Below are 17,638 nucleotides of genomic sequence, written 5' to 3' on the forward strand. Positions count from 1 at the left end.
CACTTGACTGACAAGTCCGAAGGCCCCTTCCGCCTCAGGAATCGTGCGGGACAGAACCCAAACGCCAGTCCATTTCGTTCAGCCGTACATGTCCGGCCATGAGCCGGCGCTGTCAAAGCTCTGTCATTTGACTCCCGCAACATCCGAGGCATTGGTTGCGTTTGAGGCATTTATTGCATATCTCTTGGAACCGCACAGGTCCCGGTAGCTGCAATTGCGCGAAGTGCCTGTCGCAACCACGTTCTCATTCGAGACCGGACAGGTCCCCCGCGACCTCCGGTGTCCCACCTTGCCGGAGATCCCTGATGAACACACTGAGAGGCCGCCTCGGGCGTGCCGCCCTGAGCATGAGCCCGTTGCTTCTGCTGGTCGCCTGTGGCGGCGGTGGAGGCTCGGCGCCTGCATTCCCATTCCTGCCCACACCAGCGCCCTCACCCGCTTCCGCCGCGCCTCCCGCACCGGCGCCAGCGCCTGCTCCCGGCACAGGGCCGCAAGGCAAGGCGCTGGTGATCGGCATCGACGGCGTGCAGTACGAGGCCCTGCAGCAAGCGCTAGTCGCCGCTCGCATGCCGTCCCTCCAGGGGCTTGGCATGGTGCTCCCTGCCTATACCGGGGGCATCAAGGGCAAGACCACGCAACAGCAGGCGACCGACGGCCCGGCGTGGGCCACGCTCCTGACAGGCGCCTGGGCCGACCGCCATGAGATCCGCTCCAACTACGAGGGCCAGAGCTTCAAGGCCGACACCGTCTTCAAGCTGCTGAAGCAAAGCCACGCCTCGGCGCGTACCGCGGCCATTGCCAGCTGGAGCGGCCTGCCGCAACTGCTGCGCGCCGACAGGGCCTCCGGCTACCTGGACCTGGTGAAGGATTGCGAAGGCAACGACAGCTGCGTGTCGTCCGAGGCGGCCGCGGCCATCGAGGGCGGCGGCTACGACCTGATCGTGGCCGACTACCAGGGCCCGGCACAGGTGGCGGACGTGGCTGGCTACGGCACCGACTACCAAAACGCGCTGGCGCAAGTCGACCGGCAGATCGCGACGCTCAAGGCTTCGCTCGCCAAGCGTCGCGCGGCCCAGCCCGGCGAGGACTGGATGGTGATCGTCACCACCACGCACGGCCTGGGTGCCACCGGCGTGGCCGACGGCATTCCGATCGCGTCGAACCTGGCGACGGTCATCGCCATCGACAAGCCCGCCAACCTGGCGGCGGCCGCACCCGCCACGCTGCCGGTGGCCATCGAGCCCTGGTACGCCTACGCCGCCGCGACGGACATCACGCCCACGGTGCTGACGCATCTCTCGGCACGCCCCGGGGCCGACAAGTACGCCATGGACGGCAGCCCGCTGACCGGCGCCGCCGGTGTGCGCCAGCTGGCCGCTGACATGAACAAGAAGCGAAGCGGCATTCGCCTGACATGGACCCTGCCGGCCACGCCGGCGGCCATCGCCGTCATGCGCGACGGCATCGCCGTCGCCACGCTGCCCGGCAACGCCCTGGAGTTCGAGGACACCACGATGGCGCCTGCAGCCAGCGGTTTCTTCACCTACAACTACACCGTGGTCGCCGACCAGACGCCCGTTTCGTTGCGTGCCACGCTCGACTACGTGAAGCCGATCTCGCTGATGCCCGGCGTGGCCACCGGCCTCACGCACCTGTTCGCACTGAAGACGACGCTGGCCGACCGCATCAACGGCGCGCTGGCCTTCACACCCTGGGTGAGCGGAGCCACGCCGATCTACACCGCCGCGGGCGGCGGTCCGTTCGGCGGCACCGACACCGCGCTGCAATCGACCAACTATGYCGGGCCGACCGTCTGCGCCGCTTGCGATGGCGGCTATCGCATTCCCACGGCCAACGTGAGCAGCACCAGCGCACCCTTCAGCTTCGGTTTCTGGTTCCGCTCGGACGCCACCCGCTCGGGCATGCCTGTGGTGTCGAACAAGAACTGGGGCAGCGGCGACAACCCGGGCCTGGCGATCGGCCAATACGGCAGCACGCTGCGCTTCAACATCGGTCGCGGCGGCGCCCGGGCGGGCGACAAGAACCTGAACTTCAGCGCCAACACCTGGGTGTACGCCGCCATGGTGGTCGATGTGCCGGGCCTGGCGGCAAGGTTCCATGTGTACGACCCGGTCTACGGCATGCAGAGCGCATCGGTACCCCTGACCAGCGCCTACGTCGCGGCCCTGAACGGCCTGAACAACGGTTTCACGCTGAACGAGGACGGCGATGGCGGCTATGGCCCCGGCTATCGCAACGGCAATGCGAGCAACACCATCGGCGGCCGCTTCGATTTCGGCGAATTCGGCACCTGGAATCGCGTGTTGACCGCCCTGGAGGTCGAATCGATCGGCCGCTCGGGCACCTCGCTGACCACGCTGGTTCCCTGACGGAGATGCGCATGCACAGCGACCCCACGCCCACCGCGCGCCCGACCGCGGGCCGACGCCTCCTCTTTGCATTCGCGACGCTGGTCGCCGCCACCGCGCTGGGCGCGTGCGGCGGTGGCGGCGGTGGCGGCGGAGGAAGCGGCATCAATGCGCCCCTCACCCCGACCGGCAACCCGTCGAGCACGGGCGCGCCACCCGGCGTGGTGGTCACCCCGAACGACCCGGCCACCGCCGGGCCTCCCGCCGAAGCCGTGACGCCGCCCGGTGCCACGCCCGACAACAAACCACCCGCTCGCCGTCCCGAGTCGGTGCGCTGTGCCCCCTGAGATCGCACATGACAGACCAGCACACCTCCAGTTCCCGACGCGGCTTCCTGCGCGGTGCCGCCACCACCGCCGGTGCCGCTGCCGCACTCGGCCTGCTGCCGCCGGGCATCCGCCGTGCCCTGGCCATTCCGGCCGCACAGGACACCGGCACCATCAGCGACGTCAAGCACGTCGTGATCTTCATGCAGGAGAACCGCTCCTTCGACCACTACTTCGGCACGCTGCGCGGCGTGCGCGGTTTCGGCGACCGCTTTCCGGTGCCGCTGGCCAACGGCAAGCCGGTCTGGAACCAGCCGCCGACATCCGGCAGCGGGACTTGCCTGCCCTTTCACTACGACACGACCAGCACCAGCGCGCAGCGCACTACCGGCATGGCGCACGGATGGGCCGACGGCCAGCAAGCCTGGAACGGCGGGCGCATGAACCAGTGGGTGGCGGCGAAGTCGGCGCGCGCGCTCGGCTACTACCAGCAGAGCGACATGCCCTACCAGTTCGCTCTGGCCGACGCCTTCACGGTGTGCGACGCCTACCACTGCAGCGAGCTCACCGGCACCAACTCGAACCGGCTGTTCCTCTGGACCGGCAGCAACGATCCGCTGGGCCAGGGCGGCGGCCCGGCCATCGACAACACCAACGACGACCTGGCCAACACCCCCGGCTACAGCTGGACGACCTACCCCGAGCGGCTGGAAGCGGCCGGCGTCAGCTGGCAGATCTACCAGGACATGGCGGACAACTTCACGGACAACCCGCTCGAAGGCTTCGACACCTTCCGCCGTGCCTACTATGCAGCGGCCCCGACCGAAGCGCAGCGCTCGCTCAAGGCACGCGGCCTGTCGACGCGTTCGCTGTCCGACCTGGCCGACGACGTGAAGAACGGCCTGCTGCCGCAGGTGAGCTGGATCGTGGCGCCCGCCAAGTACTCGGAGCACCCCGGCCCGTCGTCGCCGCTGTGGGGCGCCGAGTACACCGAACGCGTGCTGGACGCGCTCACGTCCGACCCGGCGGTGTGGAGCAAGACGGTGCTCTTCCTCATGTTCGACGAGAACGACGGCTACTTCGACCACATGCCGCCGCCCGCCATTGCGTCGCGCAACCCCGACGGCACCGACGCGGGCATGAGCACCGTATCCACGCTCGGCGAACGCAACGAGCTGAAGGCGCCGTACATCGGCTCGCCCTACGGCATGGGCTGGCGCGTACCGATGTATGTGGTGAGCCCGTGGAGCAAGGGCGGCTGGGTCAACTCGCAGGTCGCCGAGCACACCTCGGTCATCCGCTTTCTCGAAATGCGCTTCGGCGTGACCGAACCCAACATCAGCGCGTGGCGACGCTCTGTCAGCGGCGATCTCACTTCGTGCTTCAACTTCGCGACGCCCAATGCCGAGCTGCCGGCGCTGCCGACCATCGACAGCGCCGCGGCCGATGCCGCCATCGCGATGCAATTGCTGCTGCCTACGCCGGTCGCGCCAACGCCCGGCACCGGCACGATGCCGCTGCAGGCCACCGGCGTGCGCTACTCGCGCGCGCTGCCCTACGAGCTGCATACCAGCGGTCGGCCCGACGTCGACCGGCAGAAGTACTGGCTGGTGTTCGGCAACACCGGCAAGGCGGGCGCGGTCTTCCACGTCTACAACCACTTGTCGCTGGGCGACCTGCCGCGCCGCTACACCGTGGAGCCGGGAAAGCTGCTCAACGACAGCTGGACGCCGACCTCCGACGGCAGCTACGACCTGTCGGTGTTCGGGCCCAACGGCTACTTCCGCCGCTTCCGCGGCAAGCTGCCGAAGTCGCTCGCGGGCGGTGCCGGTCTGCCCGAGATCCGCGTCTGCTATGACACCGCCAACGGCGACGTGCACCTGGAAATGCACAACCTCGGCAACATCAGCTGCACGGTCGCGGTCGCGCCCACCGCCTACCGCACCGACGGGCCGTGGAATTTCGCGCTCGCGCCCGGTCAGGTGCTGACGCAGCAATGGGACCTGGCCTACAGCAAGCACTGGTACGACTTCAGCGTGTCGGCCAATGTGGACGACGGCACAACCTACCTGCGGCGCTTTGCGGGCCGCGTGGAAACCGGCGCGGACGGCATCAGCGACCCGGCGATGGGCGTGCTGTCCTGACACTCGGCTTCGCCCCGACGGGTGCGTTGATCGGCACAATGGCACCCGTCCCGCGCCCGTCCGCTTGCGGGTCGGCACGGCGTCCCGCTGCACCCTTCTTTTTCACACGCCGGCATCCCCATGCTTCAAGACGAACGATTCCTGCGCATCCGCAGCCTTCTCGCCACGTTCTCGCGGCTCAGCGTCGAGCGCATCGTGCAGGACCTGGCGGTGTCGCGCGAGACAGTCCGCCGCGACCTGCTCGAACTCGAAGGATTGGGCGAACTCCGCCGTGTCCACGGCGGCGCCATCGCCACCAGCGCGGAACCCGAGCCGCCGCTGGCGGTGCGGCTGGTGGCGCGCCAACGGGAAAAGCGTGCCATCGCCAAGGCTGCGATCCGGCTGCTGCAGCCGGGGCAGACGGTCTTTCTGGACGCGGGCAGCACCACCTCGATGCTCGCGGAGGAGATCGGCACGCTCAGCGGCATGACCGTCATCACCAATTCGCTGAGCATTGCGCTCAAGCTCGCAGGCGCCRGCGAAGGGCGCCTCACGGGCAACCAGACCATCTTGCTGGGCGGCCACATCGACGTGAAGACGCAGGCGACGCACGGCGACACCACGATCGAGAAAATCCACCGCTACCGCGCCGACGTCGCCCTGCTGTCGCCGGTGGGCCTGCATGCCAGGCTTGGCGCCATGAGCTTCGAGCACCACGAAGCCGCGGTCGCCCGTGCCATGGCCGAACAGGCGCAGCAGGTGGTCATCCTGGCCGACCACGCGAAGATCGGACAGGCCAGCCGCGTGACCTACATCCGCACGGCCGACATCGACGTCGTCGTCACCGACGCCAAGGCCCGCGAACTGCCCGCCCTGCCCTTGTTGCGCAAGACCTGCCATCGCGTGATCGTCGCCTGACGCAGCGGGTTTCCCGGCCGGGGACAGGGCGTCATCATTTCGCCCTGCGGACAGTGGCGAGATGCGTGGCCAAGGCCTGCGCTCCCGGAGTGCTGCCGGGCGACCCGAAAGGTCGGCCAGAGCCATCTGTCACGCGACACCGATCCTTCGATCGGCAAATGAGACGCCGCAATTTTTCGTCTTGCACGCCAGCGCAGGCCGCATATGCATGCGCGCTTTTCTTCGTTGGTGCGCGGGGTGGTGCTTCCTACGATCGGTAGCTTCCCAACCAGTCCCTGCGCTCCGCCCGCGGAGCCCGACGCCATGCCCATCGAGACGCCCTCTTCCAGCCTCGGCGCCCGCGCGCTGCCTTCACGCCGCCTGGCGCTCAAGACCCTTGCTTCGCTGACCGCCGCGGGCGGCCTCGGCGGCCTCCTGCTTGCAGGCTGCTCGCCGGGCGACGGCAAGAGCGCTGCGGCCGGCGGCCCGGCCGTGGTCGGCAAGGCCGGCGAGAAGGTGGCCTTCAAGTACCCTGACAACCCCTCGTTCGACTTGATCTACCTGGCCGACCAGCTCGGCTACTTCGAGGGCACGAACACGCGCCCGCAGTACGTCGGCAAGATCGCGGCGCCACAGATCATTCCGCTGGTGGGCACGGGCGAGATCGACTTCGGCAGCCGCATGGTGCCGCTGGTGATCTCGGCCATCGCCTCGGGCGCCGACCTGAAGGTGGTGGCCGCCGGCGGCAGGACGCTGCAGGAGGCGCCGCACATGAAGTACTTCGTGCGCAAGGACTCCGGCATCCGCGCGCCGAAGGACCTCGAGGGCAAGACCGTCGGCTTCAACAGCTTCGGCGCCTGCGCCGAGTTCGTCACCAAGAAGTACCTGCGCCAGCATGGCGTGGACGTGAACAAGATCAACTTCGTGGTCATTCCCGACGAGCAGGCCGAGCAGACGCTGGTGACGCGCAACACCGATCTGGCCATCATCCACGCCCCCTTCTCGGGCCGGGCCGAGAACGCGGACCAGCTGCTGCGGCTGTGGAGCGATTTCGACCTCGACGGCGGACTCGGCGGCATGGCGCCCTACAGCGCCCATGGCCGCTTCATCCGCGAGCATCCCGAGGCCGTGCGCGACGTGGTCACCGCGCTGGCGAAGGCGGGCAACTGGGTCAATGCCAACCCCGAAGAGGCGCGCAAGCTGGTGGCCAAGCGCATCAACATGGACCTGAAGAATGTCGATCGCTATGCCTATGTGGAGGACCTGGTGGTGACCGAGCCGCCGATCCAGTACTACGTCGACATCCTGCAATCCGAAGGGAAGATTCCGGCCGGCAAGGTGGCCGTGAAGGAGATCTACACGAACGAGTTCAACCCGTTCGCGCAAAAGCAGCCACAGCAACCGGCGAAGACCTGAGGCGATGAGCATCAAGATCTCTGCCCGCGACGTGCGGATGGACTATGCGGCGCGCGGGGCCAGCGAACGTGTGGCCGTGCTCGAGGGCTTCGACCTCGACGTGCGCGAGGGCGAATTCCTGTCGGTGCTCGGCCCCTCCGGATGCGGAAAGTCGACCTTCCTGGCCATCCTGGCCGGCCTGACCGAGCGCACCGGCGGGCGCATCGCCATCGACGGCCGGCCGATTGCCGGCATCAACCGCAACCAGGGCGTGGTGTTCCAGGGCTACGCGCTCTTCCCATGGCTGTCGGTGCTCGACAACATCGCCATCGGCCTCGAGATCCGCGGCCTGGGCAAGGCGGCGCGACGCCGTACCGCGCAGGCGTACCTCGAGCTGGTCGGCCTGCACGGCTTCGGCGAGCGCTACCCGCACGAGATCTCGGGCGGCATGAAGCAGCGCGTGGCCATTGCGCGCTCGCTGGCCTACGAGCCCGACGTGCTGCTGATGGACGAGCCCTTCGCCGCGCTCGATGCGCAGACACGCGAGGTGCTCCAGGGCGAACTGCTGCGCATCTGGGAGCAGCACCGCAAGACCATCGTCTTCATCACCCACAGCCTGGAAGAGGCGGTGTACCTCTCGGACCGGGTGGCGGTGATGACGCAGCGGCCCGGCCGCATCAAGGACATCATCGACATTCCGCTCGCGCGGCCGCGCTCCGCCGAACTGCGCCACACGGCGGAGTTCGCCGCCTTGCGGCATCGCGCCTGGGAGGTGCTCAAGGACGAGGTACAGCTCGGGCAGCCCGGCCTGCGGCCGAAGTCGCTCGAAGGAGCGGCGTCGTGAGCGCGGTGCTCGACGCGCCGGCGATTCGCCCGCCCAGCCGCATCTTCCGCATCGCGGGCCGCTGGGCCGAGCGCGGCATCGGCATCGTGCTCTTCCTGCTGCTGTGGGAGGCCCTGCCCCGCCTGGGCATCGTGAGCGACGCCTACCTGAGCCCGCCTTCGGCGGTGCTGGCCAGCATCGGCCAACTGCTCGACAACGGGCAGCTGTGGAAGCACGTGGCGGCCAGCCTTCAGCGATCGCTCTGGGGGCTGGTGCTCGCCAGCAGCGCGGGCGTGGTGCTGGGACTGCTGATCGGCGGCTTCAAGCGCCTGGCCGCCATCGTCGATCCGGTGCTGCAGCTGTTTCGCCAGACGTCGGCCTTCGCGCTCTTCCCGGTGTTCATCCTGTTCCTGGGCATTGGCGAGCTCTCGAAGGTGGCGATCATCTTCTGGGCCTCGTTCTGGCCCGTGCTGCTGAGCACCGTGAGTGGCGTGAAGCAGATCGACCGGCTGCTGGTGAACTCCGCGTTGTCGATGGGCGCGTCCCGCCGCTTCATCTTCTTCAAGGTGGTGCTGCCGGCCTCGCTGCCGTCGATCTTCACGGGCGTGCGGCTGGCCGGCGCGTACAGCATCACCGCGCTGGTGGCGGCCGAGATGATCGGCGCGCACTCGGGCCTGGGCTTCCTCACGCTGAATTCGCAGGAGACCTTCCAGATTCCGACCATGTATGCGGGCATCCTGATGCTGGCGGTGCTCGGCCTGCTGCTGAACTATCTGCTTGCGCTGCTGGAGCGCCGGCTGCTGCGCTGGCGCAAGGGGTTGAGCCTCGATGAATGAACGCAGGCAGGCTGCCCCGGCGCCGAGCCGAGCCGCCGCCGGGACGGTATTGGCGGTGACCGTCGCCCTGGCGGCGCTCGGCAGCATCGGCGGCTCGTCGGCGTTCGCGGACCCTGCCGACCCGGGCTTGCCCGCATCGCCGACATGGCTGCGGCGACTGCTGGAGACCGCACCGCCGCTTGCCAACCGGCCGAAAGGGCCCGTGCTGGAGCGTGCGGTGGTACGTGGTGAACTGGTCGTCGGCGTGCGCCGCTACCCGCGCCCCGCGCCAGCGGAAGCCCCCACGCCGCCCGAGCCCGATGCCTTCGACGCCACGCTCGCGCGCCAGCTCGCGGACGCGCTCGGCGTGAAGCTCAGGCTGGTCGGCCTGGCAGCGGACGAGCGGGAAGCCGCCGTGCGCGACGGGCGCATCGACTTGTTGATCGCCGGCGTGGCGAGAGATGAAGCGCCGCAGCAAGGCATCGCTGCGGCGCCAGGCAGCTACGACACGGGCCGCGGCGTCGTGGTGGGCCTGCGGCGCGGCCGGCTGCAGGACGAGGCCGCCCTGCGCGGCGCATCGGTCTGCGTTGGCGAAGGTTCCGGCTACGCGGGCGCGGTGGCGCAACGCTATGGCGCACAGCCGCGCAGCTACCCGTCGTCGGTGCATGCGGCCTCGGCCTTCATGGCGGGCGAATGCGCGGCACTGGCCGAAGACAGTGAAGTGCTGGAGCGGCTCATGCGCAACGAGGAGTGGCGCTTCTACAAACCCCTGGTCCAGGGCCTGCAAGCGCGCTCGGACGCATTGGTTCGACTGGCCGACGGCGACGCGCTGTCGCGCGACTACGTGGCCACGGCGCTGCGCCAGTGGCGTGCCGATGGCACCCTGGCCAAGGCTCGCGCTGCGCGCGCGGGCAATCTGCAGTTCGAGATCACGCTGCTCAAGGACGGGCTGGTCTGCCATTCCTGAGCCGGTGAGTCGCTCAGGCGTCGTGGACGCGCCACTGCGCGAGTTCGAAGTCGCGGCTCACGGGGTGCTCGGCCAGCAGGAACTTCTTGACCTCGTCGAGCAGCGCCACTCCTTCGGCGGGGTAGGCCGCTTCAGGGAATTGCGACAGCGGGTGCGAGACCTTCACGACCTCCAGCGGGAAGCCGCTGACCTCCGCGTGGAAGGCGTAGTAGGCCGCGCTGTCCTGGCGGATCTCCTGCAAGGCGGTGCGACGCGCGCGTGTCCAGGCGGTGGCCAGTCGGGGCGCAGCCCACTTGCCGCTCTCGCCAGCATCGCCTGGCTGATATGCGAGGCGCACCTAAGCAAACGCGAAAGCCTTCCTTGGGCGACACGACGCTCGCACCTAACCTGCGAGTCGTATCCAAGTCACATCGAAGGAGACACCCGTGAACGACCGATTGAGCCCTGTGCGCGCATCGCGATCCGCCGCCGTCAAGGCCGGCCTCCGGCACCCGGTGATCGACACCGACGTGCACGTCAACGACTACGCACCGGCGCTGGAGGACTACATCCAGCACTATGGCGGCAATGCCCTGGTGGACGCGCTGCGCAAGGCCTTGGGCGGACGCTTCGTCACGCGCAACGGCGGCGGCAAGGACTGGTACCAGCAGACGCCCGACGAGCGCCAGTACCACCGCACCCTGCGAGCGCCGTGGTGGGCGCGCGTCACGCGCAACACGTACGACCTCGCGACCTACACGCTGCCCGCGCTGCTGCACGAGCGTCTGGCCGAGCAGGGCTCCGACTACTCGGTCCTGTTCCCCAACGACGTGCTGTCGCCCGCCGCGGCGGGCAGCGAGTTCCGCCAGCCCTTGCATCGCGCCATCAACCACTTCCACGCCGACCAGTACCGCGCCTATGCGGACCGCCTCACCCCCGTGGCCGGCATCCCGCTTCACACGCCGCAGGAGGGCATCGAGGAACTGGAGTTCGCGGTCAAGACGCTGGGCCTGAAGGTGATCAACATCGCCGGCGGCGTGCGGCGGCCGATCCGCGCGATCGCGGACAAGTACCCGGCCAGGGAACACCCCGAGGTGGCGAAGCAGGCGGGTTACATCGATTTCTACGGCATCGACAGCGAGCACGACTACGACCCGTTCTGGGCCAAGGTGGTGGAGCTCGGCGTGCCGGTCACCACGCACTACGGCAGCCAGGGCTGGACGGGTCGGCAGTCGATCAGCAACTACATGAACAACCACATCGGCCATTTCGCCGACGGTTCGCAGGCTTTTGCGAAGGCCCTGTTCTTCGGCGGGGTGACCCGGCGGTTCCCGGGCCTGCGCGTCGGGCTGCTCGAAGGCGGGGCCGATTGGGGCTCGCATGTCTACACGCACCTGGTCGATCGCTTCGAGAAGCGCAACCGCATCGCGGTGCGCAACTACGATCCCGCAGAGGCCGATATCGAACTGCTGGCGTCCCTGTTCGAGCGCTACGGCGGCGACCTGCTCAAGGGCCGCGCGATCGACAAGTCGACGCTGCTGCGCGACAGTCTCGGCATCTCGGCGCTGCCGCACAGCCGCGAGCCCGATGAATCCGAGATCGACGACTTCGCACTGGCCGGCATCGAGCGCGTGGAAGACATCCGGGATCGCTGGGTGAACAGCTTCTACTTCGGCTCCGAGGCCGACGACCGCACCGTGGCGGCGGCCTTCAACGACCGCGTGAATCCGCTCGGCGTGAAGATCAACGCCATCTGGTCGTCCGACGTCGGCCACTGGGACGTGCCGGAGTTCACCGAACCGCTGGCCGAAAGCTGGGACCTGGTCGCGCAGGGCGTGATCACGGCGGGCGACTTCAAGGCGCTGGTGTTCGACAACCCGTACCGCTTCTATACCGAGGCCAATCCGCGCTTCTTCGAGGGCACGGAGGTCGGCCGCAAGCTGGGCCAGCCGACGCCCTGACCCTGCGCCCTGTCCAAAGACTCCCGAAGGAATTCCATGCATACCGCTGTGCCTCGCCTGCGCCGATGGGCCGCCGCCCTGTCCGTCCTGGTCCTGTTGTCGCTGGAGGCGGCCCAGGTGCAGGCCGCGCCTCCCGAGGTGATCCGCATCGGCGTGGCCTCCGCGGGCGGCGGCGACCCGGTCACCTTCGGCGGTTCGCCCGGCGGGCTGGTGCGGGTCAACAACTGGCTGGAGGAGGAGTTCAAGTCCTCCGGCATCCAGGTCGAATGGCTGTTCTTCAAGGGCGCCGGACCGGCCGTGAACGAGGCGCTGTCCAACAAGCAGATCGACTTCGCCTACCAGGGCGACCTGCCGCAGATCGTCGGGCGCTCCAACGGCCTGAAGACCAAGCTGCTGGCGGTCAGCGGCGCGCGCAACAACCTCTACGTGGTGACGCCGAAGGATTCCCCGATCCGCTCGATCAAGGATCTCAAGGACCGCAAGGTCTCGATCTTCCGCGGCACCAACGGCCACCTCGTGGCCATCAACGTGCTGGGTGCCAACGGCTTGACGGAGCGCGACCTGAAGGTCGTCAACCTCGATGCCGGCAGCGCACAGGCGGCGCTGGTCTCCAATGGCGTGGACGCCGCCTTCGGCGGCTACGAGTGGTTCAAGGTGCGCGACGCCGGGCTGGCCAGCATCGTCTACTCGACCCAGGGCCAGGACCCGGCGCTGACCCGCCAGGCCTCGCTGCTGGTGCGCAGCGAGTTCGAAGAGGCCCACCAGGCGGAGGTGCAGCGGGTGGTCGACGTGTTCGTGCGCGCCGCCCACTGGGCATCGGAAGAAAGGAACCGCGACGAACTCTTCAGGGTCTGGTCGCGCAGCGGCGTGCCCGTCGCCTCCTGGGCGGCGGAGTTCGACAAGCAGTCGCTCGCCAGCCGCAATTCGCCGCTGGTGGACGAGTTCATCCTCGGCCGCTACAAGGCGGTCGTGGCCGACGCGCTCAAGCTCAAGCTGATCCGCCACGCCGTCACGGTGGACGACTGGTTCGACACCCGGTATCTGCGGAACTCGCTCAAGAAGCAGGGCCTGGAGAATTATTGGACCGCCTACGACGCCAAGGGCCAGCCGAAGGCCAGGCCGCAGCAGTCGGTGGCGGCGGTCAATGGCCGCTGAGCACGCGACCATCGCTGCCGGTGGCGGCCTGGAAGCGGCGCGGGGCCGCCCGGTTGCGCGGCGCGGGAAGCCGACGCTCGCCGGCCCGGTGCCGCGCTGGCGGCGCACGGTCGACGGCCTGCTGCCATGGCTGCTGCCCGCCACCCTGCTGGCGCTGTGGACCGTGGGTGCCGAGCGAGGCTGGATCTCGCCGCAGGTCTTGCCCTCGCCGCAGTTCGTCTACGAGACGCTGCGCGACCTCGCGACCAGCGGCGATCTCTGGCTCCACGTGAGTGCCAGCCTGCAGCGCGTGCTCGTCGGCTTTGCGGGCGGCGCGCTGCTCGGGCTCGTGCTGGGCTCGGCCATGGGCCTGTCGCGCCGCTTCGAGACCTACGTGCTGCCGACCTTCAACGCACTGGTGCAGATCCCGGTGCTCGGCTGGCTGCCCTTCGTGCTGCTGCTCGTGGGCATTGGCGAGCCGCTCAAGTACATCCTGATCGCCAAGGCCGCGATGGTGCCCGTGGCGCTCAACACCCTGCAGGGATTTCGGCAGACCCCCACGGCCCTGCGCGAGGTGGGGCAGGCCTATGGCTACAGCCGCCGCCAGCAGGTGCTGGAGATCGTGCTGCCGCACGCGATTCCCACGCTGTTCACGGGCCTTCGCCTGGGTTTCACCAAGGCCTGGCTGTCGCTCGTGGTGGTCGAACTCGTGGCCTCCAGCGAAGGGCTCGGCTACCTGATCGTCTACGGGCGCCAATTGTTCCAGCTCGATCTCGTGATGGCCGCGGTCATCGTGGTCGGCGCCATCGGCTATGCGATCGACCGACTGCTCGATGCCGTCGAGACCTTGGCCAACCGCCGCCGGCCGGGGGCGGCGCGATGAGTGCGCACGGGGCGGCTCAGATCTCGCGCGATGCCGCCGAGCTGGCGACCATCCAGCCGCTGCGCCCGGTCGACACCAGCCGCTGGCGCGGCCTGCTGTTGCCGATCGCCGCCATCGCGCTGTGGTGGCTGGCCTCGCAGCTCGACCTCGTGAACTCGGCGCTGCTGGTGTCGCCCGGCAAGGTGCTCGCGACCGCGCTCGACCAGATCACGAGCGGGCGCCTCTGGCGTGCCCTGGGCGCGAGCCTGGCGCGCGAGGCGACCGGCTTCGCGATCGGCACGGTGCTGGGCCTGCTGCTCGGCGCGCTGCTGGGGCTGTCGCCGCTGTTCAACCGCATCGTCGGGCCGAGCTTCAACACCTTCAAGCAGATCTCGCTGTTCGCCTGGATCCCGCTGATCTCGGTGTGGTTCGGGCTCGGCGACGTGGCCAAGGTGGTGTTCCTCTCGCTCGCCGCGCTGGTGCCGGTGGTGGTGAATACCTGCGACGGCATCCGCACCACGCCGCCAGCGCTGCTCGAAGTGGCACGGGTCTACGGCTACACGCGCCGGCAGACCGTCCTCGAGGTGGTACTGCCGGCGGCCATGCCCGCAATCTTCACGGGCGTCTACCTGGCGCTGATCTATTCGTGGCTCGCCACCATTGGCGCCGAGTACCTGCTGGTGGCCGGTCGCGGCATCGGCAACCTGCTGATCGAGGGCAGCGAGCATTTCCGGATGGACCTGGTGATCTTCGGCATGTTCGTGATCGGCCTGGTCGGCTGGCTGATGAACGCTTTCGCGCGACGGCTCGAGCGACGGCTCTCGCGCTGGACCGGCCGCACCTGAAACTTCTGCAAGGCATATGGAATGACTGAGATCACGACGCCCTCCTCCAACGAACTCGATATCCGTGGCGTCGGCAAGCGCTACGCCAACAGCCAGAGCGAGCACGGGGAACTGCAGGTGCTCGACGGCATCGACCTGCACGTGCCCGCAGGCCGCTTCGTGAGCATCGTCGGCGCCAGCGGGTGCGGCAAGTCCACGCTGCTGCGGCTCGTGCTCGGGCTCGACGACCAGTACGAAGGCCAGATCCTGCTCGACGGCCAGCCTGTCTCCGGAACCGGCCCCGAGCGCGGCATCGTGTTCCAGGACCACCGTCTCTTTCCCTGGCTCTCGGTCGAGCAGAACATTGCCGTCGGCCTGCGCAATGCGCCCTTCACGGCCGCGCAGAAGAAGGCGCTGGTGGCCGAGCACGTGGCGCTCGTCGGCCTGCAGGGCTTCGAGAAGTCCTGGCCGCACCAGATTTCCGGCGGCATGGCACAGCGCGTGGCGATCGCGCGCGGCCTGGTCAACCGACCGCGCGTGTTGCTGCTGGACGAGCCCTTCGGCGCGCTCGACGCGCTGACCCGCTCGCGTCTGCAGAACGAGCTGCAGCAGATCTGGCAGAAGGAGCGCATCACCATGCTGCTGGTCACGCACGACGTCGAGGAAGCGGTCTTCCTCGGCGACCAGGTAGTGGTGATGCAGCCTTCGCCGGGGCGCATCCGCCGCATCGTCGATGTCGATCTCCCGCACCCGCGCAACCGCAGCGACCCGCGCTTCATCCGGCTTCGCGACGACGTGCTCGGCGACTTCCTCGACGTCCGGACAGAGCCCCCGCCCGCACCGGCGCAAGCCTCGCCCCGCTGGCCGGCCGCGATCGGGCCGGCCGGCCTGCAGCTCGCCTGGTGAGCGGCGCAACCCAGTTCAAGACCCATTTCAAGACCCATTCCCCGGAACAAAGACCATGACCGCTTCCACGCGCCAGATCAAGCTGGGCGCCTTTCTCATGCAGACCGGCCACCACATCGCCGCCTGGCGCCATCCCTGCGCGCAAGCCGATGCCGGCAGCAACTTCCGCCACTATGTCGATCTGGTACGAAAGGCCGAAGCCGCCAAGTTCGATGCGATCTTCCTCGCCGATGCGGTGGGCGTGCGCAGCACCAACCTTCCCTCGCTCTCGCGCACCGCGCGCGCCGACCACTTCGAGCCGCTCACGCTGCTGTCCGCACTCGCCGCTGTGACGGATCGCATCGGCCTCATCGCCACCGTCTCCACCTCGTTCAACGAACCTTTCAACGTGGCGCGCAAATTTGCTTCGCTCGACCAGATCAGCGGCGGGCGTTCGGGCTGGAACCTCGTGACCTCCAGCGGCGGCGCCGAGGCGCAGAACTTCAACCGCGACGAGCATCTCGAGCACGCCCTGCGCTACGAACGCGCCGCCGAGTTCCACGACGTCGTCACGGGCCTGTGGGACAGCTGGGAAGACGACAGCTTCCCGCGCGACGCGGACAGCGGCCTCTACCTCGACCCCGACAAGCTGCACGTGCTCGGCCACAAGGGCAAGCATTTCTCGGTGCGCGGGCCGCTCAACGTTTCGCGCTCGCCGCAGGGCCGGCCGGTGGTGGTGCAGGCCGGCGCGTCGGAGGCCGGCAAGGACCTGGCCGCACGCACCGCAGAGGTCATCTTCGTCGCCCATCAGACCTTCGAGGAGGCCAAGGCGTTCTACGGCGACATCAAGGCCCGCGTGCGGCGCCATGGCCGCAGTCCCGATGACGTGAAGGTCATGCCCGGCATATTTCCCGTGGTCGGCCGCACGCAGGCCGAGGCCGAGGAGAAGTTCCAGCAGTTGCAGGACCTGGTCCATCCGACGGTCGGCCTCGAGCTCTTGTCCACCGTGGTCGGCGGTTTCGATCTCTCGGGCTACCCGGTGGATGGGCCGCTGCCCGAACTGCCCGAGACCAATGGCCCGAAGAGCCGCCAGCGGCTGCTGGTCGATCTCGCGCGGCGCGACAAGCTCAGCATCCGCGACCTGTACCTGCACATCGCCGGTGCGCGTGGGCACCAGCAGGTGGTCGGCACGCCCGAGCGCATCGCCGACCAGTTGCAGCAGTGGTTCGAGGAAGGCGGCGCCGATGGCTTCAACATCATGTCGCCGTGGTTCCCGGGCGGCCTGGACGATTTCATCGACGGCGTGCTGCCCGAACTGCGCCGTCGCGGCCTGTTCCRCACCGAGTACGAGGGCCGTACCCTGCGCGAGCACCTGGGGCTGAAACGCCCGGTTCACCCCGCGCAGGTCTCTGTGGCGGCGTGATCCTCGGTGACTCGCGACTCTCGGCGACGGTACTGCGCGCCGCCGATGCGCTCGATGCCGCCTGGGCGGATCGACTCGGCGAGGCCGCATTGACCGAGGCCTCGGTGGCGGTCGCCCAGGCCCAGTACTTTGCGGTGGAAGCCGCACTGCGCGCCTCCGAACTCGCCTTCGACGTCGGCGGGGCCTCGGCCACCGACCGGCGCCACAACATGGATCGCCACTGGCGCAACGCGCGCACGGTGGCCAACCACAATCCGCGCCAGTGGAAGGCCGCCGCATCGGGCGCCTGGCATCTCAAGGGCGAGGGACCACCGACCACCGGCTTGTTCTGAAAGCAGCCGGCCGGCCTTGCGCCTTGTGCGCATAAGCAGACTCGAATCGCTTCTATCGCCGAGTCCCGATCGGCCGAACAATTCAGGCCTCCCCGCGCCTGTCGCGTTCCTACCTCGACCCCGCCATGACTCACTCTTCGACGCTCGACGTCTCCCGGCCGGGCCCACCGGCTTCCGACCCATCGGCCCAACCGACGACCGCCTTTCGCATCGCGCCGTTGCAGGCCGCACTCGGCGCGCTAGTGACGGGCCTCGACGCCACGCGCCCGTTGCCTGCGAGCCAGGTGCTGTCGCTCAAGCAGGCGCTGCTCGAGCACCACGTGCTGGTCATCAAGGACCAGCTGCTCGAGGACGACGCGTTCGCGCGGCTCGCGAGCTACTTCGGCAGCGTGTTCCATCCGCCGGCCAACGTGCCTGTGCTGGGATCCGATCCCTATGGCGGAAACACGCCGGACATCGTGCACGTGTCCAACCTTGCCGGTGGCGTGCTCGGCCATGACGAGCTCTCCGCCCATGCCGACCA

Annotated in this window: 17 protein-coding genes; 16 read left to right on the forward strand and 1 reads right to left on the reverse strand. The window is 68.6% G+C overall.

Going from position 1 to position 17,638, the window contains the following annotated elements:
• Positions 1-305: 305 nt before the first annotated feature.
• From AC1D2K_RS01850 to AC1D2K_RS01885, 8 genes are all read left to right on the forward strand, one after another.
• Positions 306-2,390 carry a hypothetical protein gene (locus AC1D2K_RS01850; RefSeq protein WP_478085848.1) on the forward strand — a complete coding sequence of 695 codons (2,085 nt, stop codon included), beginning with the start codon at positions 306-308 and terminating at the stop codon, positions 2,388-2,390.
• A gap of 11 nt (positions 2,391-2,401) precedes the next feature.
• Positions 2,402-2,716, forward strand: coding sequence for a hypothetical protein (locus tag AC1D2K_RS01855; protein WP_478085849.1), 315 nt, complete (start codon positions 2,402-2,404; stop codon positions 2,714-2,716).
• Positions 2,717-2,724: 8 nt separating this feature from the next.
• A complete protein-coding gene (locus tag AC1D2K_RS01860; RefSeq protein ID WP_478085851.1) occupies positions 2,725-4,839 on the forward strand; it encodes a phosphocholine-specific phospholipase C in 2,115 nt (704 codons plus the stop codon).
• A gap of 120 nt (positions 4,840-4,959) precedes the next feature.
• Positions 4,960-5,736 (forward strand): DeoR/GlpR family DNA-binding transcription regulator, encoded by a 777-nt coding sequence (locus AC1D2K_RS01865; protein WP_478085853.1) that lies wholly within the window; start codon positions 4,960-4,962, stop codon positions 5,734-5,736.
• Positions 5,737-6,039: 303 nt separating this feature from the next.
• Complete coding sequence (locus AC1D2K_RS01870; RefSeq protein ID WP_478085855.1) at positions 6,040-7,131, forward strand: ABC transporter substrate-binding protein; 1,092 nt, start codon at positions 6,040-6,042, stop codon at positions 7,129-7,131.
• Between the two features lie 4 nt (positions 7,132-7,135).
• Positions 7,136-7,954, forward strand: a complete 819-nt coding sequence (locus AC1D2K_RS01875) for an ABC transporter ATP-binding protein (RefSeq protein ID WP_478085857.1) — start codon at positions 7,136-7,138, stop codon at positions 7,952-7,954.
• Entirely contained in the window at positions 7,951-8,769 is an 819-nt protein-coding gene (locus AC1D2K_RS01880; RefSeq protein WP_478085859.1) for an ABC transporter permease, read from the forward strand. Before AC1D2K_RS01875 ends, AC1D2K_RS01880 begins: the two co-directional genes overlap by 4 nt.
• Positions 8,762-9,715, forward strand: coding sequence for a substrate-binding periplasmic protein (locus tag AC1D2K_RS01885; protein ID WP_478085861.1), 954 nt, complete (start codon positions 8,762-8,764; stop codon positions 9,713-9,715). The genes AC1D2K_RS01880 and AC1D2K_RS01885 overlap by 8 nt, the downstream gene beginning before the upstream one ends.
• A 13-nt stretch (positions 9,716-9,728) precedes the next feature.
• Here AC1D2K_RS01885 and AC1D2K_RS01890 read toward each other — a convergent pair whose 3' ends face one another.
• On the reverse strand, positions 9,729-9,956 hold the full coding sequence (locus AC1D2K_RS01890) for a hypothetical protein (protein WP_478085863.1): 228 nt from the start codon (positions 9,954-9,956) through the stop codon (positions 9,729-9,731).
• 184 nt (positions 9,957-10,140) lie between these two features.
• Here AC1D2K_RS01890 and AC1D2K_RS01895 point away from each other — a divergent pair, with 184 nt between their 5' ends.
• The 8 genes from AC1D2K_RS01895 to AC1D2K_RS01930 all read left to right on the forward strand — a co-directional run.
• The gene (locus tag AC1D2K_RS01895; RefSeq protein ID WP_478085864.1) at positions 10,141-11,655 is read left to right on the forward strand and encodes an amidohydrolase family protein; all 1,515 of its coding nucleotides are present in this window, start codon (positions 10,141-10,143) and stop codon (positions 11,653-11,655) included.
• A gap of 36 nt (positions 11,656-11,691) precedes the next feature.
• Positions 11,692-12,810: an ABC transporter substrate-binding protein gene (locus AC1D2K_RS01900; protein WP_478085866.1), complete on the forward strand. Its 1,119-nt coding sequence runs from the start codon at positions 11,692-11,694 to the stop codon at positions 12,808-12,810.
• The gene (locus AC1D2K_RS01905) at positions 12,800-13,672 is read left to right on the forward strand and encodes an ABC transporter permease (RefSeq protein WP_478085867.1); all 873 of its coding nucleotides are present in this window, start codon (positions 12,800-12,802) and stop codon (positions 13,670-13,672) included. The genes AC1D2K_RS01900 and AC1D2K_RS01905 overlap by 11 nt, the downstream gene beginning before the upstream one ends.
• On the forward strand, positions 13,669-14,496 hold the full coding sequence (locus tag AC1D2K_RS01910) for an ABC transporter permease (protein ID WP_478085868.1): 828 nt from the start codon (positions 13,669-13,671) through the stop codon (positions 14,494-14,496). The genes AC1D2K_RS01905 and AC1D2K_RS01910 overlap by 4 nt, the downstream gene beginning before the upstream one ends.
• Before the next feature lie 21 nt (positions 14,497-14,517).
• Positions 14,518-15,381, forward strand: coding sequence for an ABC transporter ATP-binding protein (locus AC1D2K_RS01915; RefSeq protein ID WP_478085870.1), 864 nt, complete (start codon positions 14,518-14,520; stop codon positions 15,379-15,381).
• Between the two features lie 55 nt (positions 15,382-15,436).
• Positions 15,437-16,783 (forward strand): LLM class flavin-dependent oxidoreductase, encoded by a 1,347-nt coding sequence (locus AC1D2K_RS01920; RefSeq protein ID WP_478085871.1) that lies wholly within the window; start codon positions 15,437-15,439, stop codon positions 16,781-16,783.
• Complete coding sequence (locus AC1D2K_RS01925; RefSeq protein ID WP_478085872.1) at positions 16,780-17,115, forward strand: acyl-CoA dehydrogenase family protein; 336 nt, start codon at positions 16,780-16,782, stop codon at positions 17,113-17,115. The genes AC1D2K_RS01920 and AC1D2K_RS01925 overlap by 4 nt, the downstream gene beginning before the upstream one ends.
• Before the next feature lie 125 nt (positions 17,116-17,240).
• A partial coding sequence (locus AC1D2K_RS01930) for a TauD/TfdA dioxygenase family protein (protein WP_478085873.1) occupies positions 17,241-17,638 on the forward strand: 398 nt, incomplete at its 3' end.

It is taken from the genome of Variovorax sp. P1_H12_2 (assembly GCF_056405335.1).

Bases quoted from the DNA above. Each gene is read 5' to 3' on its own strand.
- AC1D2K_RS01870 (WP_478085855.1), top strand. From the start codon at position 6,040: ATGCCCATCGAGACGCCCTCTTCCAGCCTCGGCGCCCGCGCGCTGCCT.
- AC1D2K_RS01910 (WP_478085868.1), top strand. From the start codon at position 13,669: ATGAGTGCGCACGGGGCGGCTCAGATCTCGCGCGATGCCGCCGAGCTG.
- AC1D2K_RS01855 (WP_478085849.1), top strand. From the start codon at position 2,402: ATGCACAGCGACCCCACGCCCACCGCGCGCCCGACCGCGGGCCGACGC.
- AC1D2K_RS01915 (WP_478085870.1), top strand. From the start codon at position 14,518: ATGACTGAGATCACGACGCCCTCCTCCAACGAACTCGATATCCGTGGC.
- AC1D2K_RS01860 (WP_478085851.1), top strand. From the start codon at position 2,725: ATGACAGACCAGCACACCTCCAGTTCCCGACGCGGCTTCCTGCGCGGT.
- AC1D2K_RS01885 (WP_478085861.1), top strand. From the start codon at position 8,762: ATGAATGAACGCAGGCAGGCTGCCCCGGCGCCGAGCCGAGCCGCCGCC.
- AC1D2K_RS01875 (WP_478085857.1), top strand. From the start codon at position 7,136: ATGAGCATCAAGATCTCTGCCCGCGACGTGCGGATGGACTATGCGGCG.
- AC1D2K_RS01905 (WP_478085867.1), top strand. From the start codon at position 12,800: ATGGCCGCTGAGCACGCGACCATCGCTGCCGGTGGCGGCCTGGAAGCG.
- AC1D2K_RS01900 (WP_478085866.1), top strand. From the start codon at position 11,692: ATGCATACCGCTGTGCCTCGCCTGCGCCGATGGGCCGCCGCCCTGTCC.